Here is a 23,380-nt window from a genome sequence, read left to right on the forward strand (position 1 = left end):
TTCCTGTTTGAGTTGAGGTTTGCGGGATTGAAAATCAATGGCCAGGCGCGGTCTGCCGCCAGGCCTGGGAGCGGCGCAGCAAACCGCGCGAAGCCCAGGCCAGCAGCAGGGACACGCCCGCCGAAGTGAACAGAATCAAAGTCGACATCGCCGCCGCGCCACCGACGTTGCCGGCGTCGTCCATGTTCAGCACCGCCACCGCCGCAAGGATGGTGTCGGGGCTGTAGAGGAAGATCGCTGCCGAGACGGTGGTCATCGCCGAGACGAACAGGTAGCGCACGATGTCCAGCAGCGCCGGCAGGCAGATCGGCACGGTGACCCGCAGGTAATGCCGATACAGCGGCGCCTTGAGCGACAGCGCGGCGGCCTCGAACTCGGCGTCGAGTTGGCGCAGCGCAGTGGTGGCGGTCATTTGCGCGGTGGTCAAATAGTGAGCAATGGTGCAGACCACCAGCAGGGTCATGGTCCCGTAGAGCACATGCAGCGGGTTGCCGTTGAGGTTGAAGAAGAAGACGTAACCCAGGCCCAACACCAGACCCGGCACCGCCATCGGTACGAAACTGAGCATGCGCAGGGTCAGATTCAATCCGCGCTGGCCTTTGGTTTTTTCCATCAGGTAGGCGCCGGTGAAAATCAGCACGCTGCCGATCAACGCCGTGCACAGGGCCATCTTCACGCTGTTGCCGTAGGCCAGCCAGCCACCGCCTGCGGTGTCGTTGAACTGGTAATGGTTGAGCGACAGCGACAGGTTGTACGGCCAGAATTTCACCAGCGACGAGTACACCGCCATGCCGAACACCAACAGCAACACCGCGCAGATCAGCAGCACAACGGCCAGGTAGCAGCCGTCCCGCAGCTTCGATGGCGCCGGTTTGAACACTTGCGCCCGACCGCTCATGGAATCGCCGTGACGCCGACGCAGCCAGGCGTCGACCCCGAAACTGAATAGCGCCGGCAGCAGCAGAACCATGCCGATCAACGCGCCACGACCGAACTGTTGCTGGCCGACCACGGCTTTGTAGGCTTCCAGCGCCAGCACTTGATAGTCGCCGCCAACCACTACGGGCACGCCGAAGTCGGTGATGGTCAGGGTGAAGACGAGGCAGAACGCCGCGAACACCGCCTGACGAGTCGCCGGCCAGGTGATGCTGCGAAAGGCTTTCGCCGGACTGGCGCCCATGCTTGAAGCGGCATCGAACAGTCGCGCATCCGCCAGGGACAGCGCCGACAGAAGAATCATCAAGGCGTGTGGGAAGGTGTAGATCACCTCACCGAGAACAATCCCCCAGAAACCGTAGATATTGTCCGAGAGCAAACCACGCAACATGCCCTGGTTACCGAACAGGTAAACCAGTGCAATCCCCGGCAGCATCGACGGTGCCATCAGCGGCAACAGAGACATCCCGCGCCAGATGCCCTTGCCCGGCATCAACGTACGTTGCAGGGCGTAGGCAAACAGGTAAGCCAGCGGTACGACGATGGCCGCGACGCTGAGGGAAACTTTCAGACTGTTGCCAAGCAACCAGTGGAAATTCGCGCTGGTCACCAATTCACGGGCAGCCACCAGACCACCGCCCTGCCCGGCTTCAGCGCTGAAACCGCGCCAGAAGATCGCCAGCAACGGCATCAACACCGCGACACCGAGCAAGACCAGCAACAGAACTTTGCCGCCGACCACGAACACCCGGTCGCCGATCTCGGCACGGGAGGTCTGCCGAACCTGCTTGTGCGGTATCGGCAGCGCGAGGTTCGCGCCCATCAGGCAAACACCTGCAGGCTACGCGGAGGCAAGGCAACCATGATTTGTTGAGCACCGAGGCGTGGCATGGCTTCCGGCGCGAGCTCGGCGAGCAGTGCGTGGCCCGGCAGTTGATCGAGTTCGAAGCTCATGCGGCAACGGTTGCCGAGGAAAGTGATTTCACGAACCTTGGCCGGGAACAGGTTTTCTTCGTGCACCGGCGGATTGACGTTGATCGCCTCCGGGCGGCAGAACAAACGGCCGGACGCGGTTTTCGCACTGCCTTCGGCCAGGCGCATGTTCATCCCGCCAACCTGGGCGTGGCTGTCGCTGCTGCGGCGGAACGGCAGCCAGTTGCCCTGACCAACGAACTCCGCCACAAACGGCGTGGCCGGACGGTCGTAGATTTCCTGCGGCGTGGCGTACTGCTCGACTCTGCCGTTGTTCATCACGGCGATGCGATCGGCCATCAGCATGGCCTCGTCCTGATTGTGCGTGACCATCAGGGTCGTGACGCCGAGGTTGCGCTGCAATTGGCGCAGCTCGGTGCACAGGTGCTCGCGGACTCGCGCGTCGAGTGCCGACATCGGTTCGTCGAGCAGTAACAACGAAGGCGCCGGAGCCAAGGCTCGGGCCAGTGCGACGCGCTGCTGTTGGCCGCCGGACAATTGGCCGGGGTACTTTTTCTCACTGCCGAGCAGGCCGACCAGTTCCAGCATCTGACCGACACGCTTGCGCACTTCATCGCGACCACTGCCGGCGAGGCCGTAGGCAATGTTCGCTTCGACGGTCAGATTGGGGAACAGCGCGTAGGACTGGAACAGAATGCCGTAGTCCCGGGCTTGCGGCGCCAGGTGGGAAACGTCGCGATCACCCAGGTACAACTCGCCGCTGTCCTGCTTCTCCAGACCGGCAATGCAACGCAGCAAGGTGGTTTTACCACAACCCGACGGGCCCAGCAGACACACCAGCTCACCGGCCGCCACGTCGAGGGAAACGTTATCCAGCGCGGTGAAGGCGCCGAAGCGTTTCTGCACGCCGCGCACTTTCATGGGTGCGCCGGGGTTGGTCAGGGCAGTTGCGATCGAGTGGTTCATGGACAGACCTCATCAAGCAGATGAGGGCCATCCTAGGTTTGTAATGCGTCCGTCATGTGGCAACGAGGCAAAAACGGCCGATAGTGGTATTCGGGGATTTGGGTTGAGAGAAATCCACAGCCTTATGCCAGATGAAATTGTGGCGAGGGGGCTTGCCCCGTTGGGTCGCGAAGCGGCCCCAAAACTGCGAGGGTGTTTTTTCAGGCATACCGCATTTAATGGGTTTACGACTGCTGCGCAGCCGAACGGGGGCAAGCCCCCTCGCCACAGGAATCTAGGCGGGGGCCATTTCCTGCGCCAACCCCAGAAACGCCGCCGGCAACCGCGCGCCCTTTCGCTCCTTGAGGCAGTACAAGTACTCCGGAATCTGCGGCGCATTCTCGATGGTCAGCACCCGCAATTGCGGGTCATGCGGCACTTCCTGCCGGGCGATGATGCTGATGCCGATATTGCGCAGCACCGCTTCACGGATCGACTCACGGCTACCAATCTCCAGCAGCGGCCCGAAACTCACCCCGGCGCTGGCCAGTAACTCTTCAGTCAGCCGCCGAGTGGTCGAGCCCGACTCACGCATCAACAAGGTATGCCCCGCCAACGCGCTGAGCGGCACATGATCGTGTACTGCCAACGGATGATTACGATGTACCGCCAGCACCAGCGGATCGCTGCCGAGCACTCGGCGAATCAGCCGCGCATCGTCCAGCAACTGCGAAGACGCGGCGACATCGACCCGGTAATCCTCCAGCGCTTCGAGCACTTGCTGGGAGTTGCCGATTTCCACCGACACTTCCACCTGCGGCAAACGCTCGCGAAAGGTCTTCACCAGATCGAGGATGTAATACGGAGCGGTGGCGGCGATGCGCAACGTGCCCTGGACCTGGCCGCTGTTGCGCAGGAAAAACTCGATGTCGGCTTCCTGCTGCAACAGCGCCTTGACCATCGGCAGCAGCCGCGCGCCTTCATCGCTGACGCTGAGGCGGCGACCGCCACGGTAGAACAGCTCAACCGAGTATTGGCTTTCCAGATGCCGAATCTGGGTCGTCACGGTGGGTTGGCTCAGGCCGAGCTTCTTGGCCGCCAGGGTAATGCTGCCCAAGCGGGCCACCATGTAAAACGCCTTCAGCTCGGCACTCAGCACACCCGTTCCTCATCGCTTATTTGCGCAACAGGCGCAAACCGTTGAACACCACCAACAGGCTGACGCCCATGTCGGCGAACACCGCCATCCACATGGTGGCGATCCCGGCGAAGGTTACCCCAAGAAAGATAGCCTTGATGACCAAAGCGAGGGCGATGTTCTGTTTCAGGATGCTTGAGGTCTGACGCGACAGTCGGATGAACGCAGGGATTTTGCGCAGATCGTCGTCCATCAGGGCGACATCAGCCGTCTCGATGGCGGTATCGGTGCCTGCGGCGGCCATGGCAAAACCGATCTCAGCCCGGGCCAATGCCGGGGCGTCGTTGATGCCGTCGCCGACCATCCCGACGTTATGTCCTTTCGCATAAAGGGCTTCGATGGCTTGCAGTTTGTCGGTCGGCAGCAGGTCGCCCTTGGCTTCGTCGATCCCGACTTGCGCGGCAATCGCCTGGGCGGTGTGGACGTTGTCGCCGGTCAGCATCAGGGTTTTGATGCCGAGATCGTGAAGCTGTTGAATCGCTTCACGGCTGGACTCTTTCACTGTGTCCGCCACGGCAAACAGCGCCAAGGGGCCAGACTTGTCGAGCAGCAGCACCACCGATTTGCCCTGTTTCTCCAGGGCGAACAGTTTTTCTTCCAGCGCTGGCGAGCAGAGGTTCAGCTCTTCCACCAGACGATGGTTGCCCAGGTAATAGACCTGACCATCGATTTCACCGCGCACACCGCGACCGGCCAAAGCCTCGAAGTTATCCACAACCCACGGCGCCAGTTGTTTATCCACAGCGGCGTTGGCGATAGCCAGCGACACCGGGTGATCGGAACGGCCGGCCAGCGCTGCGGCAATAGCTGGCGCGGTTTCATCGGTAGTCGGGTCGAGGGACAGATAATCGGTCTGTACCGGTTTGCCGTGGGTGATGGTGCCGGTCTTATCCAGGGCCAGGTAATCGAGCTTGTAACCGCCCTCCAGATAGACGCCGCCCTTGACCAGAATCCCTTTGCGCGCCGCTGCCGCGAGGCCGCTGACGATGGTCACCGGGGTGGAAATCACCAGCGCACATGGGCAAGCAACCACCAGCAACACCAGCGCCCGGTAGATCCAGTCGAACCACAGCGCGCCCATGAACAATGGCGGAATAACCGCGACAGCCAGGGCAAACACAAACACCACGGGCGTGTAGATTTTCGAAAACTGATCAACGAAGCGCTGGGTCGGTGCCCGCGCACCTTGAGCCTGCTCGACGGCGTGGATGATCCGCGCCAGGGTCGAGTTGTTGGCCGCAGCGGTCACGGTGTATTCCAGCGAACCCGCCTGGTTGATGGTGCCGGCGAAGACTTTATCGCCCACAGTCTTCTCGATCGGCAGGCTTTCGCCGGTGATCGGCGCCTGATCGATGGTCGAAGTGCCGGAAACCACTTGGCCGTCGAGGCCGATGCGCTCGCCCGGACGCACTCGCACTCGCGCACCCAGCTCGATAGTTTTGACGTCTTGCTCGACCCAACTCCCGTCGGTCTGCTGCACCGTGGCTTGTTCCGGGGTCATCTGCATCAGCCCGCCGATGGCGTTGCGGGCGCGGTCCAGGGACTTGGCTTCGATCAATTCAGCGATGGTAAACAGGAACATCACCATCGCCGCTTCCGGCCATTGGCCGATGAGGATCGCACCCGTCACCGCGATGCTCATCAGTGCGTTGATGTTCAGGTTGAGGTTTTTGAGGGCGATCCAGCCTTTCTTGTAAGTGGTGAGGCCGCCGCTGAGGATCGAAATCAGCGCGATGATCGCCACCACCCAGGTCGGTGCGGCGTTGGTGAAGTGGATGACTTCAGCTGCCAACGCGCCCACGCCGGACAGCGCCAAAGGCCACCAGTGCTTCTTCTCGGCGGCCGGCGCGGGGGCTTCGACGCCCTGCTCCAATGGCTCCGCGACCATGCCCAGCGACTTGATCGCCTCGATGATCGGCGCAGTGCTCGGCAGGTCGTGGGTCACGCCCAACACCCGGTTGATCAGGTTGAATTCCAGTTGCTGCACACCCGACAGCTTGCCCAGTTTGTTCTGGATCAGTGTTTGCTCGGTCGGGCAGTCCATCGCGTCGATGCGGAAACTGCTCAGCCGCGCGCCGTCGGTCGGCTTGTCGCTCAGCTTGATCAGCGATGGCGCGGCGGCTTTGGAGGAACAGCAGGAATCCCCGTGGCCGCCATGGTCGTGCTTCTTCTGCACAGGCTGCAGCTTGTGGCTGTGATCGTGATCGTGATCGTGATCGTGATCGTGATCAGCCTCGGGTTTGTGGGTGTGAAGGGAATCGCTCATCGGGTTGCGTCCATAAAGATGCCTGTTGCCAAGTAAAGACCCTGTAGCCACTATAGGGTCAAGCAACCTTTTGGAGATTGTCGCGATGAAGATCGGAGAACTGGCCAAACTGACCGACTGCGCAGTGGAAACCATCCGCTATTACGAGCGCGAAAACCTGCTCCCGGAGCCGGCCCGCAGCGATGGCAACTACCGCGTCTACACCCAGGCTCATGCCGAGCGGCTGACGTTTATCCGCAACTGCCGCACCCTCGACATGACTCTCGAAGAAATCCGCAGCCTACTGACCCTGCGCGACAGCCCGCAGGATCAGTGCGAAAACGTGAATGCGCTGATTGATGAACACATCCATCACGTCAAGGCACGGATCGATGGTTTGCTGGCCTTGCAGATACAACTGCTCGACCTGCGCCAACGTTGCAGCGAAGGGCCGGATATCGATCAGTGCGGGATTTTGCAGCGGCTGGAAGTGAGCGGCGGGGTTGTGGCGACGGAGGTTGAGCATTCCCATGTCGGGAGAAGTCATGGGCATTGAGGACGCCTTCGCGGGCAAGCCTCGCTCCTACGGGAATGGTGTGAACCTGTAGGAGCGAGGCTTGCCCGCGAACACCGCGAAGCGGTGCCTGAATCAGACCGCCATCGGCGCGGTCATCGGCGCATGGTGCTGATAACCCTCAAGCGAGAAATCACTCGGCTCGATCAACTCCAGCCACTCCGGCTGGTACTCGCCAGTCTTGGCAAACTCCGGCACACGGTCACTGATCACCAGTTTCGGCATCGGGAACGGCTCGCGGGTGAGCTGTTCATTCAGCATGTCCAAATGGTTTTCGTAGACATGGGCGTCACCGATGAAATAGGTGAACCAGCGCGGCGTGTAGCCGGTCAGGCGACCGATCAGGCTCAGCAGCGCAGCGCCTTCGGTAAGGTTGAACGGCGTGCCCAGGCCCAGGTCGTTGGAGCGGATGTAGAGGGTCAAAGAAATCTCTTTGGTCTCGACATTCGGGTGGAACTGGTACAGCAGGTGGCACGGCGGCAAGGCCATTTCATCGAGCTGGGCGACGTTCCAGCCGTGGAACAGGATGCGACGGCTGCCCGGGTCCTTGATGATGGTGTCGACGCACTGGCGGATCTGGTCGATCGCCTTGTACAGCACCACGTAGGCCTGACCGTCTTCTTCACCTTCGGCAATCTGACGATAGCCCTGGCTCAGGGTCTGCTCGATGGCCGCCGGGTTGCTGAGCGGGATCTGCTTGTACGCCGGCCATTTGCGCCATTGCACACCATAGATCTCGCCGAGGTCGTCTTCGCCCTGACGGAACGGGTTGGCCAGCCACTGGGCATTTTCGTTGGCGTTCTGGTCCCAGACTTTGCAGCCCAGCGCCCGGAATTCGGCAGCGTTGTTCACCCCGCGCAGGAAACCGCACATCTCGCCGATGGCCGATTTGAAGGCCATCTTGCGGGTGGTGATCGCCGGAAAACCTTCCTTCAGGTCATAACGCAGCATCGCGCCAGGGAAACTGATGGTGTTAACGCCGGTACGGTTGGCCTGTTTGGTGCCGTTCTTGATGACGTGAGCCACCAGATCGAGATATTGCTTCATGAGTTACCTGTGTCCTGGAACCCGGAGCCGTGGCCCCGGATTCGAATCTAAAGCGCGGCGTCTTAAGCGGCCGAAGTCACTGGGGTCTTTGGCTCGCGATGATAAGCCAGCCAGATCAGGAACAGACCGGCGACGATCATCGGGATGCACAGCACCTGGCCCATGGTCAGCCAGTTCCAGGCTAGATAGCCGTGGTCACCGACTTGGACATCCGGTACTCGGACGAACTCGACAGCAAAACGGAAGATGCCGTAGAAAAGTGTAAACACCCCGGATACCGCCATGGTTGGCCGCGGCTTGCGCGAGAACAGCCAGAGAATCAGGAACAGCGCGACGCCTTCCAGTGCGAACTGATACAGCTGCGACGGGTGACGCGGCAGCTGCGCCGGGTCGCTGAACGGCGGGAACACCATCGCCCACGGCAGATCGGTCGGCTTGCCCCACAACTCGGCGTTGATGAAGTTACCGATACGCCCCGCCCCCAGACCAATCGGCACCATCGGTGCTACAAAGTCCATCAGTTGGAAGAATGACTTGCCGTTCTTTTTACCGAACCACAACGCCGCCAGCATTACACCGATAAACCCGCCGTGGAACGACATGCCGCCCTTCCACACTTCGAAGATCAGCGTCGGTTGGTCGATGTAGGCGCTCAGGTTATAAAACAGCACATAACCCAAACGGCCACCGACAATAACCCCCATCGACAACCAGAAGATCAGATCGGAGAGTTTTTCCTTGGTCCAGGTCGGATCGAAGCGGTTCAGCCGACGGGACGCCAGCAGCCAGGCGCCGCCGATGCCGATCAGGTACATCAGACCGTACCAGTGGATTTTCAGCGGACCGATGGCCAGGGCCACCGGGTCGATCTGCGGGTAAGGCAGCATTGCGACTCCTCGTTAGAGTTGAAACCTTCAAAATTCCCGGGGGGACGCTGCCACCTCAGGATTAAGCCAGGATTGCGATTGGCATCAGAGCAGGAAATTCAGCCCGACGCAGAACAGCAAAGCGGCGAATAGTCTTTTGAGCAAGCGCGGCGACAAATTGTGAGCCAGTCGCGCACCGAAGCGGGCGAAAAACATGCTGGTCAGAGCAATCCCCAGCAACGCCGGCAAATAAATAAAACCGAGACTATGGGCCGGCAACAATGGATCGTGCCAGCCCAAAATCATGAAACTTAATGCACTTGCCAGGGCAATCGGCAGTCCGCAGGCCGACGATGTGGCCACCGCATGTTGCATCGGCACGCTACGCCAGGTCAGGAACGGCACGGTCAACGACCCGCCGCCAATCCCGAAAATCGCCGAAGCCCAGCCAATCACACTACCGGCCACGGTCAGACCGACTTTACCCGGCACCGTTCGGCTGGCCTTGGGTTTGAAGTCCAGGGCGAGCTGAGCGGCGACGATCAACGCGAATACGCCGATGATCTTCTGCAAATTCGGGCCGGAGATCGCTTCAGCGGTCAGCGCGCCGAAACCGGCGCCGATGAGAATGCCAACGGTCATCCAGGCAAAAATCGGCCAACGTACGGCGCCCCGGCGGTGATGCTCGCGAACCGCATTGACCGAGGTAAAGATGATCGTCGCCAGTGAAGTGCCGACGGCCAGGTGCGTAAGGATCGACGGATCGAAGCCTTGCAGTTTGAAACTGAACACCAGCACCGGGACGATGATGATCCCGCCGCCTACCCCAAACAGCCCGGCCAGCACGCCCGCACAGGCGCCGAGCGCCAGGTAGAGCAGAAATTCCACGACCGTATCCTCACGCATCCCCAAAAACAGGTGCGGCATGGTAACGGATGCATGGCCTCGGGCTCTACTACGCAAGCCGATGGATCGACGGGCGATGTCTGCGTAGAGTGAGCAAAAAACACACAAGGACCACCTTATGTGCCTGATTGTCTTTGCCTGGCGGCCCGGCCACGCCCAGCCGTTGATCGTGGCGGCCAACCGCGACGAATTCTATGCCCGGCCCACCCTGCCCCTGGCTCAGTGGTCACATTCGCCCCACGTTCATGCCGGCCGGGATCTGGAAGCGGGCGGTACCTGGCTCGGCGTGGGTGCCGATGGACGCTTTGCCGCGCTGACGAATATCCGCGATCCGCATCAACCTCCGTCGCGCAAGTCACGGGGTGAATTGGTCGCGGGGTTTCTCAGCGGCGACATGTCCATTGATGACTATTTGAGCGACGTTGTCGGACGTTCGCTGGAATATGCCGGGTTTAACCTACTGATAGGCAATACCAACGAGCTGTGGCACTTCAATGCACGGGAAACCGCGGCGGTGATGCTGGCGCCGGGGGTTTATGGATTGTCGAACGCCGGGCTGGATACGCCGTGGCCGAAGGTGCTCAAGGCCAAGGCTGCGTTGAGTGAAGTGCTGAACGATCCGCGGCCTGAGGCGTTGTTGGCGATTTTGAGCGACTCGCAGGCAGCGCCGTTTGCGGAACTGCCGGATACCGGGGTGGGGTTGGCCACCGAGACGTTGTTGTCGAGTGTGTTTATTGCCAGCCCGACGTATGGGACACGGGCGAGTACGGCGTTGATCGTTCAGGCGGATGGGACGCGGGTGATGGTGGAGCGCAGTTTTGGCCCGTATGGCGGGCATTTGGGGGAAGTGGAGTTGACGATTTAGATTGGTGTTATCTGGGCGGACGCCTTCGCGAGCAAGCCCGCTCCCACATTCGGAATGCATTTCAAATGTCGGAGCGGGCTTGCTCGCGAAGAGGCCGCAGCAGGTTTAGAGCGTCTTGACCGAAGCCGGATTAATCATCCGCGCCAACCCAAGGTTCTTCAGCGCCAATTGCAGCGAGCTGTGGATAACTTGCGGGTTGTCGATGGTCATCAGCTCAGCCAGCAATTCCTTGGCCTTGCTCAGGTTGATCTGGCGCAGCATCCACTTCACCTTCGGCAAGTTGGTGGCGTTCATCGACAGGCTGTCGAAGCCCATCGCCATCAACAACACTGCTGCCGCCGGGTCGCCGGCCATTTCGCCGCAGATACTCACCGGTTTGCCTTCGGCATGGGCGTCACGCACTACGTTCTGCAAGGCTTGCAGCACCGCCGGGTGCAGGTAGTCGTAGAGGTCGGCCACTCGCGGGTTGTTCCGGTCCACCGCCAGCAGGTACTGGGTCAGGTCGTTGGAGCCAACCGACAGGAAGTCCACCATCCGCGCCAGTTCCTTGGTCTGGTACACCGCTGCCGGAATCTCGATCATCACGCCAATCGGCGGCATCGGCACGTCGGTGCCTTCGTCGCGGACTTCGCCCCACGCCCGGTGAATCAGGTGCAGGGCTTCTTCCAGCTCATGAATGCCGGAGATCATCGGCAGCAGAATCCGCAGGTTGTTCAAGCCTTCGCTGGCCTTGAGCATCGCGCGGGTCTGGACCAGGAAAATTTCCGGGTGGTCGAGGGTGACGCGAATCCCGCGCCAGCCGAGGAACGGGTTGTCTTCCTTGATCGGGAAGTACGACAGCGACTTGTCGCCACCGATGTCCAGGCTGCGCATGGTCACCGGTTGCGGGTGGAACGCGGCGAGCTGCTCGCGATAGATCGCCAGTTGCTCTTTTTCGCTCGGGAAGCGCTGGTTGATCATGAACGGCACTTCGGTGCGGTACAGGCCCACGCCTTCAGCGCCACGCTTCTGCGCCCGCGCCACGTCCGCCAGCAGGCCGGTGTTGACCCACAGCGGCATGCGGTGGCCATCGACGGTGACGCACGGCAAGTCCCGCAGCGCATCGAGCCCGAGGGCCAGTTGTTTTTCTTCCTCGACCACTTCGGCGAACTGCTTGCGCAGCAAATCACTCGGGTTGGTATAGACCTCACCGTGGTAGCCGTCGACGATCATCTGGATGCCGTCGACCTTGGCGTACGGCAGGTCGACCAGGCCCATCACCGTCGGGATGCCCATGGCACGGGCCAGGATCGCGACGTGAGAGTTACCGGAACCGAGTACCGAGACCAGACCCACCAGCTTGCCTTCCGGCACCTCGCCGAGCATCGCCGGCGTCAGTTCTTCGCTGATCAGAATGGTGTTGTCGGGGTAGACCAGAGTCTGCTGACGCTCTTCCTGCAAGTAGGCGAGCAGACGGCGACCGAGGTCCTTGACGTCCGAGGCGCGCTCACGCAGGTAGGCGTCGTCCATCAATTCGAAACGGTTGACGTGTTCGGTGACCACCTGACGCAACGCGCCCTGGGCCCACTGGCCAGTCTTGATCACGGTGGTGATTTCGCTACCCAGCGAGGCATCGTCGAGCATCATCAGGTAGACGTCGAACAGCGCGCGCTCTTCCGGGCGCAGCTGGGTCGCGAGCTTGGCGGACAAGGCACGCATGTCGGCGCGCACGCCTTCGATGGCGGTCTTGAACAGCCCGAGTTCGGCGTCGATGTCGGTGATGGTCTTGTCCGGCACCACGTCCAGATCGGCGGGTGGCAGCATGACTACCGCGGTACCGACCGCCGCACCCGGCGAACCCGGTACGCCGACGAACTTGGCTTCCTGGATACCTTTGCCCTGGCGGCCCAGGCCACGGATCGAACCGGTGGCCTCGGCGTGGGCGATAACGCCCGCCAGTTGCGCGCTCATGGTCACGAGGAAGGCTTCTTCACCTTCATCGAACTGGCGGCGTTCTTTTTGCTGAATGACCAACACGCCGACGACGCGACGGTGGTGAATGATCGGCGCCCCGAGGAATGAGGCGTAGCGTTCTTCACCGGTCTCGGCGAAGTAACGGTAGCGCGGGTGATCCGCGGCGTTTTCGAGGTTCAGGGGTTCTTCACGCGTGCCGACCAGGCCAACCAGACCTTCGTTGGGTGCCATGCTGACTTTGCCGATCGAGCGCTTGTTCAAGCCCTCGGTGGCCATCAGCACGAAGCGGTTGGTCTCTGGATCAAGCAGGTAGACCGAGCAGACCTGGCTGCCCATGGCCTCTTTGACGCGCAACACAATAATCCCCAACGCCGCCTTGAGATCCTTGGCGGAGTTAACTTCCTGGACGATCTTGCGCAGCGTATTGAGCATGGCTCGGGGTCGAACTCCGTCGTCAGTCGCGCGTTAAAAGGCGCGGGGCAAGCTCTTTGAGAGCGCGTCGATACACCTCGCGCTTGAATGTCACCACCTGGCCCAACGGATACCAATAACTGACCCAGCGCCAGCCATCGAATTCCGGTTTACCGGTCAAATCCATCCGCACCCGCTGCTCGTTGGAGATCAGGCGCAGGAGAAACCATTTCTGCTTCTGGCCGATGCACAGCGGTTGGCTGTGGGTACGGACCAGACGTTGCGGCAAACGATAGCGCAACCAGCCCCGGGTGCAGGCGAGAATTTCAACATCTTCGCGCTCCAGACCCACTTCTTCGTTCAACTCGCGGTACAAGGCGTCTTCCGGCGTCTCCTGGGGGTTGATCCCGCCCTGTGGAAACTGCCAGGCATCTTGATTGATACGGCGAGCCCATAGCACCTGGCCAGCATCATTCGTGAGAATGATCCCGACATTGGGGCGGAAACCATCGGGGTCGATCACGGCAACAACCTCGCAAACGCATGTCGCCGCATTGTTCCACAAAGGTTGTGAAGGCAGCAACGAGCCGGCCCACCTTATGTGCACTCTTGTGAAAAGTACGTATTCTGGGGGCCTTTCTACAGACTTTTCAGCGAGTAACTGCAATGCGGCTGGCTTTATTCGACTTGGACAACACGCTTTTGGGCGGCGACAGTGACCACGCCTGGGGCGATTACCTATGCGAACGCGGCTTTCTCGACGCCGTGACGTACAAGGCACGCAACGACGAGTTCTATCAGGATTACCTGGCGGGCAAGCTGGATAACGCCGAGTACCTGAATTTTTGCCTGGAAATCCTTGGCCGCACCGAGATGGCCACGCTGGATCACTGGCATTCGGATTACATGCGCGACTGCATCGAACCGATCGTATTGCCCAAGGCCATCGAACTGCTGGCCAAACACCGCGAAGCCGGCGACAAACTGGTGATCATCACCGCCACCAACCGCTTCGTTACCGGGCCGATTGCCCTGCGCCTGGGTGTCGAAACCCTGATCGCCACTGAGTGCGAAATGGTCGATGGCCGTTATAGCGGGCGCAGTACCGACATTCCGTGCTTCCGTGAGGGCAAGGTGACACGGTTGAATCGTTGGCTGGAAGAGACGGGGTATTCATTGGAAGACAGCTATTTCTATAGCGATTCGATGAATGATTTGCCGTTGTTGGAGCAGGTGACGAATCCGGTTGCTGTGGACCCTGATCCGAATCTGCGGGCCGAGGCCGAGAAGCGTGGTTGGCCGGTGATGACTCTGCGCGACTGACATCGCTATCGCGAGCAAGCTCGCTCCCACAGGATTTGTGAAAGGCCACAATGTTGTGATCGACACAAATCCCCTGTGGGAGCGAGCTTGCTCGCGATGGGGTCAACGCGGCCCAACGCCTTAAACCGGCTTGGCGCCCATCAACCCCGCAATCGCGATAAAGCAGACAAAACTGAACAACGCCAAGGCAAAGGTAAATTTACCCACGCCACCCGGCGCCTTGCGCAGTTTGTTGAGGCGCACCAGCAGCCAGAACCACGCCAGCGCCGCCACGGTGTAGAGCACGCTCGACGCCAGAATCCAGGTCTGCCCCAGCGGCCAACCCACCAGATGCACCATCCACCACCCCGTGAACGGCATGCTCAGCAACGCCAGGCCCATCAGCAGCCAAACGAACACCCGGGGCCGCTGCAACGTGCGACTTCCCGCCGTTGCGTCGCCCTTGCGCCGTGCAAGCCCGACCCAGATCGCCAGACCCAAGGCACTGGCCAGCAGCAACACCGTTGCCACCATATGAGCCATTTTCAGGGCGGTTAACGTTTCCATTGTTCGATTTCCTTATGACTTGCCCATCAGCGTAGCCGCTCAGCCGAGAAACAGCTTATAGGCCGGGTTGTCGCTTTCGTCCCAGTACGGGTAACCGATTTCTTCCAGCGCTGCCGGCACCAGATGACGTTCGTCATGCGGGACTTGCAGGCCGGCGACCACACGGCCATCCGCCGCTCCGTGGTTGCGGTAGTGGAACATCGAGATGTTCCAGCGCCCGCCCAGTTTGTTGAGGAAGTTGAACAGCGCTCCCGGACGCTCCGGGAATTCGAACCGCAGAATCACTTCATCAACCACATGCGCCGCGCGACCACCAACCATGTGGCGGATGTGCAACTTGGCCAGTTCGTTGTCGGTCAGGTCGAGCACCGGGAAGCCCTGCTCGCTCAGGCTGGCGATCAGCGCACTGCGCGGATCGGTTTCCGGGTGCGTCTGCACACCGACGAAGATGTGCGCTTCGCTGCCGGTGTTGTAGCGGTAGTTGAATTCGGTGATCTGGCGCTTGCCAATCGCCTCGCAGAACGCCTTGAAGCTGCCCGGCTTCTCGGGGATGGTCACGGCGATGATGGCTTCTCGGCCCTCGCCCAGTTCGGCGCGTTCGGCAACGTGGCGCAGGCGGTCGAAGTTGACGTTGGCGCCGGAGTCGATGGCCACGAAGGTGTGCCCGGTGACGCCGTTCAGCTCGACGTATTTCTTGATCCCGGCCACGCCAAGCGCGCCGGCAGGCTCGGTGATCGAGCGGGTATCGTCGTAGATATCCTTGATCGCCGCGCAGATTTCATCGGTACTGACGGTGATCACATCATCGACGTAGTCTTTGCAGATATCGAAGGTGTGCTTACCGATCTGGGCCACCGCCACGCCGTCGGCAAAGATGCCCACAGTCGGCAGAATCACCCGCTCGCCAGCGGCCATAGCGGCTTGCAAGCAGTTGGAGTCATCCGGCTCGACGCCGATGATTTTGATTTCAGGGCGCAGGTATTTCACGTAGGCCGCGATACCGGCGATCAAGCCGCCGCCGCCCACCGGGACGAAAATCGCATCCAGACGACCAGGGTGCTGGCGCAGAATCTCCATCGCCACCGTGCCCTGCCCGGCAATGGTGTGGGGATCGTCGTACGGGTGGATGTAGACGTAGCCTTTTTCGTCGACCAGTTTCAGCGAGTAGGCCAGGGCCTCCGGGAACGAATCACCGTGCAGCACCACTTTGCCGCCACGGGAACGCACGCCTTCGACTTTGATTTCGGGAGTGGTCTTGGGCATGACGATGGTCGCTTTGACGCCCAACACCTTGGCCGCCAGGGCCAGACCTTGCGCGTGGTTGCCCGCCGATGCGGTGACCACACCACGAGCGCGTTCTTCATCGCTCAGTTGGGTCAGCTTGTTGTAGGCGCCGCGAATTTTGAACGAAAACACCGGCTGCAAGTCTTCGCGCTTGAGCCAAATATTGTTGCCCAGCCGCTCGGAGAGCTGGCGAGCAGTCTGCAATGGGGTTTCTACGGCAACGTCATAAACGCGCGAGGTGAGGATCTTTTTGACGTACTGTTCGAGCATCGGAAAGCATCACTGAGCGGGTTGGGCAGGGCCAAGGAGTCTAACCCGGCTTTTACCTGAGCGACCACACTAAACAGGTGGTTTTATCCTTCGGGGACACCGTCGATCCATTGTGGCGAGGGGGCTTGCCCCCGTTCGGCTGCGAAGCAGTCGTAAAACCTACTAATTTGATGTACCTGGAAGAATGCTGGGGAGCGCTTCGCACTCCAACGGGGGCAAGCTCCCTCGCCACAGGGATCTGCGCCGACCGCCTCATCTCCATCCCGCCAATCGGGCAATGACCTTCACCGCCCCGAAGCCTATAATGCCGGCCTTTCCGTTCCCTCCTTGCCCGCTTCGGAGCCCGCATGACCCAGGATCAACTCAAACAGGCAGTGGCTCAGGCCGCCGTCGACTTCATCCTTCCGAAACTCGACGACAAGAGCGTCGTCGGTGTCGGCACCGGCTCCACCGCCAACTGCTTCATTGATGCACTGGCCAAGCACAAGGGCGCTTTCGATGGCGCGGTCGCCAGTTCCGAAGCCACCGCCGCCCGCCTCAAGGGCCACGGCATTCCGGTGTATGAGCTGAACACCGTCAGCGACCTGGAGTTCTACGTCGACGGCGCCGACGAAAGCGACGAACACCTGAACCTGATCAAGGGTGGCGGCGCCGCCCTGACCCGCGAGAAGATCGTTGCGGCCGTGGCCAAGACCTTCATCTGCATCGCCGATGGCAGCAAACTGGTGCCGGTACTCGGCGCGTTCCCGCTGCCGGTGGAAGTGATCCCGATGGCCCGCAGCCACGTGGCCCGCGAGCTGGTGAAACTGGGCGGCGACCCGGTTTACCGTGAGGGCGTGCTGACTGACAACGGCAACATCATCCTCGACGTGTTCAACATGCAAATCACCAACCCGGTAGAGCTGGAAACGCAGATCAATGCGATCGTCGGCGTGGTGACCAACGGTTTGTTCGCGGCGCGTCCGGCAGATTTGCTGTTGTTGGGCACTAGCGAAGGCGTAAAAACCCTGAAGGCTGAGTAGGCCCAGTCACCCACACAATTGTGGGCAGACGAAGAAACCTGTGGGAGCGAGCCTGCTCGCGAAAGCGCCAGTTCAGCCAACATCTTCATTGGCTGACACGGCGCTTTCGCGAGCAAGCCCGCTCCCACATTGGGTTTGTGGTGATTGTTAGGGTTTTGTCGGTTTTTTGAAGGTGTAGAACAGGTTCGGTTCGCTGACGAGGTACAAGGTGCCGTCGTCGTCCATCGCGATCCCTTCCGCCTGCGGCACGGTCTTTTGCAGGCCCTGGCGCCCACTGTTCAGTGACATCGTACTCAGCGGCCGGCCGTCGATATCCAATTCCAGAATCAGCCGTGACTCATCGGACAGCGCCATCAGGTGGCCGCTGCGCTCATCGTATTGCAGGCTCGACAGGTCTCGCACAAACATCCCGGCATCGCGCTTGGGGTTGTTGACGACGTGTACGGCGTAGGATTTCTCCGGGTTGTAATGCGGGAAGCCCTGCACTTCGTAGATCAGCATCGGGTCGCGCTCCTTGGCGACAAACAGCCGCTTGCCCACCGAGTCATAAGCCAACCCTTCAAAGCCCTTGTTGCCGCTCATGTGCACGCCAAGGGTCATTTGCTCGGCGTCCGCGGCATCGAGGAACGTCGTGTCCTTCTCCAGATGAATCTTGATCAGCCGCTGCTGGCGCTCATCGGTCACCACGTAGGTATCGACGCTGATGAACTCCACCGCCTCCGGGTCACCGAAGCCGATCAGCGCCACCCGCCGCAGGATCTTGCCGTCCAGGGACAGCTCGATCAGCTCGGCGTTTTTGTTGGTCACGGTGAACAGGCTTTTGCGCACAGGATCGTAGGTCAGTGCCGAGACGTCGTCGTTCAACCCGTCAATGACGTGCGCCTCGACCACGACTTGATACTGGTCGAGGCCAATCGACTGGGCATTTTCCGGCAGCCAGACCGTCTGAAGGTTGAACCAGGCACGTTCGAACAGACGCAAGTACTGGCCCACCGCGACGAGCACGCTCAGCGCAATCACCGACAGAATCAAAATCAGGGGTTTGGGGCGGGCAAGTCGACGCATTCAGGCAAGCTCGAAAACAGGGCGGGCGGATGAAATATCACGGCCGTCTGAATTCAAGCTTAATGGCCAGTAGCCTTGAACCACAACCGTGGGAGCGAGCTTGCTCGCGATGGCGATCTCAAGGACGCCTTCGCCGGCAAGCCGGACTCCTACAGGTGTTTCCCGCAGGGCGGGGGGAATGTGGTTACTTTTGCTTTTCGAAGCGATAGAACAGGTTCGGCTCACTGACCATGTACAGCGTGCCCGCTTCGTCCATGGCCACGCCCTCGGCGCGGGGAATGGTCTTCTTCAAGCCGTTGAAACCGCCCAGCAGGGTCATGAAGCTGACCTGATCGCCCTTCTCGTCCAACTCAATCAGCAGGTGCGAGTCGGCGGACAGCACCAGGGTGTGACCAGTGCGCGGGTCGATGGTCAAGGCCGACAGGTTACGGATGTCCAGATCGTTATTAATCAGTTTCTCTTTGTCGCCCTTAAGGCTCTGGCTGCCGTCGCTCTTCCAGCGGAACAGTGCTGGCGGACGCTCTTCACCCAGCAAAAGCTGCTGATTGCGCGGGTCCCAGGCAACGGCTTCGAAGGCCTTGTTCTGGTCTTTTGACGGGCCCAGATCGTATTTCGGGAAGTTGTCGCGGTTCAGTTCGCGGGTAGTGGCATCGACCTTGATGATGGACAGCATGTGCTCTCGCTCATCGGTGATGGCCAGCAGACCGTTGCCCATGACCGTCACACCTTCCGGATTGACCCAACCCACCAGCGGCATCTTGCGCAGCACATCGCCCTGCAACGTCAACTCGACCAGGAACGGGTTCTTGCCCATGACCGAAAACAGGGTTTTTGTCTGCGGGTCGTAGGACAGGTCCGAAGCTTCGTCCTTTTCCATGCCCGGCAGCAGTTTGGCGTCGATCACCGCCCGATAATCCGGCAGCCAGACACTTTGCTGGCGTTCGGCCGGGCTTTCGAAGCTCTCCTTGACCCAATGCACAGCGCGGTTGTCCCAATGCATCGCGAACGCGAGGCCATAGCCCGCCGCCGCAGCCAGCAACAGCCAGTAATACCAGCGCATGAGGAATCGTGGACGACGAGGAGTTTGCAGGGGCGGGAGCGGTTGCGTTGCCATCAGGGGATGCGTTCCAGAAATTCAGGCTAGAGGTAATAGCACAAACGGGCAGGCTCAGCCGCCAAGAGTCCCGGATTTTCCAGACAGGATGTGAAAAAAACGGAAAATGGCTGGATTACCCTGCACCTTTGCAGAAGCGATCACATCGATGAATGCCGAGACTTACTTCTGTGGTGAGGGGATTTATCCCCGTTGGGTCGCGAAGCGGCCCCAAAAGATGGGCCTGCTGCGCAGTCCAACGGGGGCAAGCCCCCTCACCACAAAGCTCACATGACAGGAATGGCGGGTTAGCGGACGCTGCTGGTGAAGCTGCTCGCACCGGCCAGTTCCAGCACCAGGTCGTCACCGACATTCAGCGGGCCAACACCCACCGGGGTGCCGGTCAGAATCACGTCACCCGCCTGCAGCGAGAAGCAGCCAGCCATGTACTGAATCATCGGCACGATCGGGTTGAGCATGTCCTTGCTGTTGCCATCCTGGCGCACTTCGCCGTTGATGGTCAGGCGAATGCCGATATCGGTCAGGTCGGCAAAGGTGCTGCCAGACACGAATGGGGCAATCACCGCCGCGCCGTCGAAGGACTTGGCGACTTCCCACGGCAAGCCCTTGGATTTCAGCTCGGCCTGTTTGTCCCGCAGGGTCAGGTCCAGGGCCGGAGCGAAACCGGAGATCGCGTCGAGCACTTCTTCACGGCTCGGCTTGGTCGACAGCGGCTTGCCGATCAACACAGCGATTTCCGCTTCGTAGTGCACCGAGCCACGCTCGGTCGGAATGGCAAAACCGCCTTCCAGCGGTACCACGCAACTGCCCGGCTTGATGAACAGCAACGGCTCGGTAGGCACCGGATTGTCCAGTTCCTTAGCGTGTTCGGCGTAGTTGCGGCCGATGCACACCACTTTCCCGAGCGGGAAGTGAATACGCGTACCGTCGACATACTGGTGCTGATAGCTCATTACCGACTCCTGCTCGTGGATTCTTAAAACTCGCGGATCACACCGCGAAGATCTTGCCCGGGTTCATGATGCCGTTCGGGTCGAACACAGCCTTGACGGCTTTCATGTACTCGATCTCAACCGGGGAACGGCTGTAGGTCAAGTAGTCACGCTTGGTCATGCCCACGCCGTGCTCGGCGGAAATCGAACCGTTGTACTTCTCGACGGTTTCGAATACCCACTTGTTCACCGTAGCGCACTTGGCAAAGAACTCGTCCTTGCTCAGGTTATCCGGCTTGAGAATGTTCAAGTGCAGGTTGCCGTCGCCGATATGGCCGAACCAGACGATTTCGAAGTCCGGGTAATGTTCGCCGACGATCGCGTCGATTTCCTTCAGGAACGCCGGGACTTTCGATACGGTGACCGAAATGTCGTTCTTGTACGGCGTCCAGTGGGAGATCGTTTCGGAGATGTATTCGCGCAGCTTCCAGAGGTTCTGCAACTGGGTTTCGCTCTGGCTCATCACGCCGTCCAGCACCCAGCCCTGCTCGACGCAATGTTCGAAAGTTTCCAGGGCATGGTTGGCCACTTCTTCGGTGGTCGCTTCGAATTCCAGCAGCGCGTAGAACGGGCAATCGGTTTCGAACGGTGCCGGCACATCGCCGCGGCCCATGACCTTGGCCAGGGCTTTGTCGGAGAAGAATTCGAACGCGGTCAGGTCCAGTTTGCTCTGGAACGCGTGCAGTACCGGCATGATCGAGTCGAAATCGGTGGTGCCGAGGACCATCGCGGTGAGGTTTTTCGGCGCACGGTCCAGACGCATGGTCGCTTCGACCACAAAACCGAGGGTGCCTTCGGCGCCGATGAACAGCTGGCGCAGGTCGTAGCCGGTGGCGTTCTTGATCAGGTCGCGATTCAGTTCCAGCAGATCGCCCTTGCCGGTGACGACTTTCATGCCGGCCACCCAGTTGCGGGTCATGCCGTAGCGAATAACCTTGATCCCGCCGGCATTGGTGCCGATATTACCGCCAATCTGGCTCGAACCTGCCGAAGCGAAGTCCACCGGGTAGTACAACCCGTGTTCTTCGGCCTTGTTCTGCAACTGCTCAGTGACCACACCCGGCTGACAAACGGCCGTACGGTCGGTGAGGTTTACCTCGAGAATCTGGTTCATGTAGTCGAACGAGACGACCACTTCGCCATTGGCCGCCACGGCAGCGGCGGACAACCCGGTGCGCCCACCGGACGGCACCAGCGCGACCTTGTGCTCATTGGCCCAACGGACAATGGCCTGGACCTGCTCGGTGGTCTTGGGGAACACGATGGCGGTGGGCGCGGGGGCGAAATGCTTGGTCCAATCCTTACCGTAAGCATTCAGGGAGTCGGCGTCGGTCAGGACCTTGCCAGGCTCAACCAGGGTCTTCAGCTCTTCAATCAGGGAAGGATTGGTCATCGACAGAACTCTCGAACAATTCATGGTCATCCTGAGAACGCTTCACGTCGCAGGAATGAGTGTTTAGCGGGGTGCGTATGCTAGCATACCGACCCCGCAGGGTAGTGCCCAAAGGCTATTCTGCGGTGACGGCATTGTTGCCGTCCGGGTCAGCATCTGCTGGCTACTTCCTGCCAATTTTCTCCGGGATACAGGTTTACGCAGATGAGCAAGACTTCTCTCGATAAGAGCAAGATCAAGTTCCTTCTTCTCGAAGGCGTCCACCAATCGGCTGTCGACGTTCTCAAGTCGGCTGGCTACACCAGCATCGAGTACCTTACAGGTTCTCTGCCGGAAGCCCAGCTGAAGGAAAAGATCGCTGATGCGCACTTCATCGGCATTCGCTCTCGCACTCAACTGACCGAAGAGATCTTCGATCACGCGAAGAAGCTCGTGGCTGTAGGGTGTTTCTGCATCGGCACCAACCAGGTTGACCTGAACGCTGCCCGCGAACGCGGTATCGCCGTGTTCAACGCCCCGTACTCCAACACTCGCTCCGTTGCCGAGCTGGTGCTGGCCGAAGCGATCCTGTTGCTGCGCGGCATCCCTGAGAAGAACGCTTCCTGCCACCGTGGCGGCTGGATCAAGAGCGCGGCCAATTCCTTCGAGATCCGTGGCAAGAAGCTCGGCATCGTCGGTTACGGCTCGATCGGTACGCAACTGTCGGTCCTGGCTGAAGGCCTGGGCATGCAGGTGTTCTTCTACGACACCGTGACCAAGCTGCCATTGGGCAACGCGACTCAGGTCGGTAACCTGACCGAGCTGCTGGGCATGTCCGACATCGTCACCCTGCACGTACCGGAAACCGCAGCCACCCAGTGGATGATCGGCGAGAAGGAAATCCGCGCTATCAAGAAGGGCGGCATCCTGATCAACGCCGCTCGCGGCACCGTGGTCGAACTGGACGCCCTGGCGGACGCGATCAAGGACAAGCACCTGATCGGCGCGGCCATCGACGTATTCCCGGTGGAGCCTCGCTCCAACGACGAAGAGTTCGAGAGCCCGCTGCGTGGCCTGGACAACGTGATCCTGACCCCGCACATCGGTGGTTCCACCGCTGAAGCGCAAGCCAACATCGGTCTGGAAGTGGCAGAAAAACTGGTCAAGTACAGCGACAACGGTACGTCCGTATCGTCGGTGAACTTCCCGGAAGTGGCCCTGCCGGCTCACCCTGGCAAGCACCGTCTGCTGCACATCCACCAGAACATTCCGGGTGTGATGAGCGAGATCAACAAGGTCTTCGCCGAAAACGGTATCAACATCTCCGGTCAGTTCCTGCAGACCAACGAGAAAGTCGGCTACGTGGTTATCGACGTAGACGCCGACTACTCGGAAATCGCCCAAGAGAAACTGCAGCACATCAACGGCACCATTCGTTGCCGTGTACTGTTCTGATAACTGCTTGAGCGACAAAAAAAGGGAACCCTCGGGTTCCCTTTTTCATGCCTGCGGA

The 23,380-nt window shown here is 60.3% G+C and carries 20 protein-coding genes; 5 read left to right on the forward strand and 15 right to left on the reverse strand.

The window, feature by feature from the left end:
- Positions 1 to 34: 34 nt before the first annotated feature.
- The 4 genes from JFT87_RS02955 to JFT87_RS02970 form a co-directional block, all read right to left on the reverse strand.
- Positions 35 to 1,759: a putative 2-aminoethylphosphonate ABC transporter permease subunit gene (locus JFT87_RS02955; RefSeq protein ID WP_201198623.1), complete on the reverse strand. Its 1,725-nt coding sequence runs from the start codon at positions 1,757 to 1,759 to the stop codon at positions 35 to 37.
- Entirely contained in the window at positions 1,759 to 2,835 is a 1,077-nt protein-coding gene (locus JFT87_RS02960; RefSeq protein ID WP_201198624.1) for a putative 2-aminoethylphosphonate ABC transporter ATP-binding protein, read from the reverse strand. Before JFT87_RS02960 ends, JFT87_RS02955 begins: the two co-directional genes overlap by 1 nt.
- Positions 2,836 to 3,109: 274 nt before the next feature.
- Positions 3,110 to 3,973, reverse strand: coding sequence for a LysR family transcriptional regulator (locus JFT87_RS02965; RefSeq protein ID WP_123361013.1), 864 nt, complete (start codon positions 3,971 to 3,973; stop codon positions 3,110 to 3,112).
- A 16-nt stretch (positions 3,974 to 3,989) separates the two neighbouring features.
- Complete coding sequence (locus JFT87_RS02970) at positions 3,990 to 6,278, reverse strand: heavy metal translocating P-type ATPase (RefSeq protein WP_201198625.1); 2,289 nt, start codon at positions 6,276 to 6,278, stop codon at positions 3,990 to 3,992.
- An 85-nt stretch (positions 6,279 to 6,363) separates the two neighbouring features.
- Here JFT87_RS02970 and cadR point away from each other — a divergent pair, with 85 nt between their 5' ends.
- Entirely contained in the window at positions 6,364 to 6,813 is a 450-nt protein-coding gene (gene cadR, locus JFT87_RS02975; protein WP_201198629.1) for a Cd(II)/Pb(II)-responsive transcriptional regulator, read from the forward strand.
- A gap of 93 nt (positions 6,814 to 6,906) precedes the next feature.
- On the opposite strand, the gene JFT87_RS02980 is transcribed toward cadR, so the two are convergent.
- The 3 genes from JFT87_RS02980 to JFT87_RS02990 all read right to left on the reverse strand — a co-directional run bounded on the left by JFT87_RS02980 (position 6,907) and on the right by JFT87_RS02990 (position 9,632).
- Positions 6,907 to 7,878 carry a thymidylate synthase gene (locus tag JFT87_RS02980; protein ID WP_201198631.1) on the reverse strand — a complete coding sequence of 324 codons (972 nt, stop codon included), beginning with the start codon at positions 7,876 to 7,878 and terminating at the stop codon, positions 6,907 to 6,909.
- A gap of 62 nt (positions 7,879 to 7,940) precedes the next feature.
- A complete protein-coding gene (lgt, locus tag JFT87_RS02985; RefSeq protein WP_201198633.1) occupies positions 7,941 to 8,765 on the reverse strand; it encodes a prolipoprotein diacylglyceryl transferase in 825 nt (274 codons plus the stop codon).
- Between the two features lie 84 nt (positions 8,766 to 8,849).
- Positions 8,850 to 9,632 (reverse strand): TSUP family transporter, encoded by a 783-nt coding sequence (locus JFT87_RS02990; RefSeq protein ID WP_201198635.1) that lies wholly within the window; start codon positions 9,630 to 9,632, stop codon positions 8,850 to 8,852.
- Positions 9,633 to 9,768: 136 nt separating this feature from the next.
- On the opposite strand from JFT87_RS02990, the gene JFT87_RS02995 reads away from it, so the two are divergent.
- Entirely contained in the window at positions 9,769 to 10,515 is a 747-nt protein-coding gene (locus JFT87_RS02995; RefSeq protein WP_201198637.1) for an NRDE family protein, read from the forward strand.
- A 105-nt stretch (positions 10,516 to 10,620) separates the two neighbouring features.
- On the opposite strand, the gene ptsP is transcribed toward JFT87_RS02995, so the two are convergent.
- Positions 10,621 to 12,900, reverse strand: a complete 2,280-nt coding sequence (ptsP, locus tag JFT87_RS03000; protein ID WP_201198639.1) for a phosphoenolpyruvate--protein phosphotransferase — start codon at positions 12,898 to 12,900, stop codon at positions 10,621 to 10,623.
- 22 nt (positions 12,901 to 12,922) lie between these two features.
- On the reverse strand, positions 12,923 to 13,402 hold the full coding sequence (locus JFT87_RS03005) for an RNA pyrophosphohydrolase (protein ID WP_007945562.1): 480 nt from the start codon (positions 13,400 to 13,402) through the stop codon (positions 12,923 to 12,925).
- A gap of 143 nt (positions 13,403 to 13,545) precedes the next feature.
- Between JFT87_RS03005 and JFT87_RS03010 the strand changes: the two genes are divergently transcribed.
- A complete protein-coding gene (locus JFT87_RS03010; RefSeq protein ID WP_201198641.1) occupies positions 13,546 to 14,202 on the forward strand; it encodes a histidinol-phosphatase in 657 nt (218 codons plus the stop codon).
- A gap of 120 nt (positions 14,203 to 14,322) precedes the next feature.
- On the opposite strand, the gene JFT87_RS03015 is transcribed toward JFT87_RS03010, so the two are convergent.
- The gene (locus tag JFT87_RS03015) at positions 14,323 to 14,748 is read right to left on the reverse strand and encodes a DUF2269 family protein (RefSeq protein WP_201198643.1); all 426 of its coding nucleotides are present in this window, start codon (positions 14,746 to 14,748) and stop codon (positions 14,323 to 14,325) included.
- A 39-nt stretch (positions 14,749 to 14,787) separates the two neighbouring features.
- A complete protein-coding gene (gene ilvA / locus JFT87_RS03020; protein WP_201198645.1) occupies positions 14,788 to 16,302 on the reverse strand; it encodes a threonine ammonia-lyase, biosynthetic in 1,515 nt (504 codons plus the stop codon).
- Positions 16,303 to 16,649: 347 nt separating this feature from the next.
- On the opposite strand from ilvA, the gene rpiA reads away from it, so the two are divergent.
- On the forward strand, positions 16,650 to 17,324 hold the full coding sequence (gene rpiA, locus JFT87_RS03025) for a ribose-5-phosphate isomerase RpiA (protein ID WP_201198647.1): 675 nt from the start codon (positions 16,650 to 16,652) through the stop codon (positions 17,322 to 17,324).
- Positions 17,325 to 17,471: 147 nt separating this feature from the next.
- On the opposite strand, the gene JFT87_RS03030 is transcribed toward rpiA, so the two are convergent.
- The 4 genes from JFT87_RS03030 to JFT87_RS03045 all read right to left on the reverse strand — a co-directional run bounded on the left by JFT87_RS03030 (position 17,472) and on the right by JFT87_RS03045 (position 21,888).
- On the reverse strand, positions 17,472 to 18,389 hold the full coding sequence (locus JFT87_RS03030; protein ID WP_201198649.1) for an SdiA-regulated domain-containing protein: 918 nt from the start codon (positions 18,387 to 18,389) through the stop codon (positions 17,472 to 17,474).
- A gap of 184 nt (positions 18,390 to 18,573) precedes the next feature.
- Positions 18,574 to 19,503: an SdiA-regulated domain-containing protein gene (locus tag JFT87_RS03035; RefSeq protein ID WP_201198651.1), complete on the reverse strand. Its 930-nt coding sequence runs from the start codon at positions 19,501 to 19,503 to the stop codon at positions 18,574 to 18,576.
- A 287-nt stretch (positions 19,504 to 19,790) separates the two neighbouring features.
- Positions 19,791 to 20,456, reverse strand: a complete 666-nt coding sequence (locus JFT87_RS03040) for a fumarylacetoacetate hydrolase family protein (protein ID WP_201198653.1) — start codon at positions 20,454 to 20,456, stop codon at positions 19,791 to 19,793.
- 37 nt (positions 20,457 to 20,493) lie between these two features.
- On the reverse strand, positions 20,494 to 21,888 hold the full coding sequence (locus JFT87_RS03045) for an FAD-binding oxidoreductase (RefSeq protein ID WP_201198655.1): 1,395 nt from the start codon (positions 21,886 to 21,888) through the stop codon (positions 20,494 to 20,496).
- A gap of 204 nt (positions 21,889 to 22,092) precedes the next feature.
- On the opposite strand from JFT87_RS03045, the gene serA reads away from it, so the two are divergent.
- Positions 22,093 to 23,322 carry a phosphoglycerate dehydrogenase gene (gene serA / locus JFT87_RS03050; protein WP_201198657.1) on the forward strand — a complete coding sequence of 410 codons (1,230 nt, stop codon included), beginning with the start codon at positions 22,093 to 22,095 and terminating at the stop codon, positions 23,320 to 23,322.
- Positions 23,323 to 23,380 lie beyond the last annotated feature (58 nt).

The sequence above is a fragment of the Pseudomonas sp. TH15 genome, assembly GCF_016651105.1.
Classification (GTDB): Bacteria; Pseudomonadota; Gammaproteobacteria; order Pseudomonadales; family Pseudomonadaceae; genus Aquipseudomonas.

Coding starts and splice junctions, on each gene's coding strand:
- JFT87_RS02955 (WP_201198623.1), bottom strand. CDS start 1,759: ATGGGCGCGAACCTCGCGCTGCCGATACCGCACAAGCAGGTTCGGCAG.
- JFT87_RS02960 (WP_201198624.1), bottom strand. CDS start 2,835: ATGAACCACTCGATCGCAACTGCCCTGACCAACCCCGGCGCACCCATG.
- JFT87_RS02970 (WP_201198625.1), bottom strand. CDS start 6,278: ATGAGCGATTCCCTTCACACCCACAAACCCGAGGCTGATCACGATCAC.
- cadR (WP_201198629.1), top strand. CDS start 6,364: ATGAAGATCGGAGAACTGGCCAAACTGACCGACTGCGCAGTGGAAACC.
- JFT87_RS02980 (WP_201198631.1), bottom strand. CDS start 7,878: ATGAAGCAATATCTCGATCTGGTGGCTCACGTCATCAAGAACGGCACC.
- lgt (WP_201198633.1), bottom strand. CDS start 8,765: ATGCTGCCTTACCCGCAGATCGACCCGGTGGCCCTGGCCATCGGTCCG.
- JFT87_RS02995 (WP_201198637.1), top strand. CDS start 9,769: ATGTGCCTGATTGTCTTTGCCTGGCGGCCCGGCCACGCCCAGCCGTTG.
- ptsP (WP_201198639.1), bottom strand. CDS start 12,900: ATGCTCAATACGCTGCGCAAGATCGTCCAGGAAGTTAACTCCGCCAAG.
- JFT87_RS03010 (WP_201198641.1), top strand. CDS start 13,546: ATGCGGCTGGCTTTATTCGACTTGGACAACACGCTTTTGGGCGGCGAC.
- JFT87_RS03015 (WP_201198643.1), bottom strand. CDS start 14,748: ATGGAAACGTTAACCGCCCTGAAAATGGCTCATATGGTGGCAACGGTG.
- ilvA (WP_201198645.1), bottom strand. CDS start 16,302: ATGCTCGAACAGTACGTCAAAAAGATCCTCACCTCGCGCGTTTATGAC.
- rpiA (WP_201198647.1), top strand. CDS start 16,650: ATGACCCAGGATCAACTCAAACAGGCAGTGGCTCAGGCCGCCGTCGAC.
- JFT87_RS03030 (WP_201198649.1), bottom strand. CDS start 18,389: ATGCGTCGACTTGCCCGCCCCAAACCCCTGATTTTGATTCTGTCGGTG.
- JFT87_RS03035 (WP_201198651.1), bottom strand. CDS start 19,503: ATGGCAACGCAACCGCTCCCGCCCCTGCAAACTCCTCGTCGTCCACGA.
- JFT87_RS03040 (WP_201198653.1), bottom strand. CDS start 20,456: ATGAGCTATCAGCACCAGTATGTCGACGGTACGCGTATTCACTTCCCG.
- JFT87_RS03045 (WP_201198655.1), bottom strand. CDS start 21,888: ATGACCAATCCTTCCCTGATTGAAGAGCTGAAGACCCTGGTTGAGCCT.
- serA (WP_201198657.1), top strand. CDS start 22,093: ATGAGCAAGACTTCTCTCGATAAGAGCAAGATCAAGTTCCTTCTTCTC.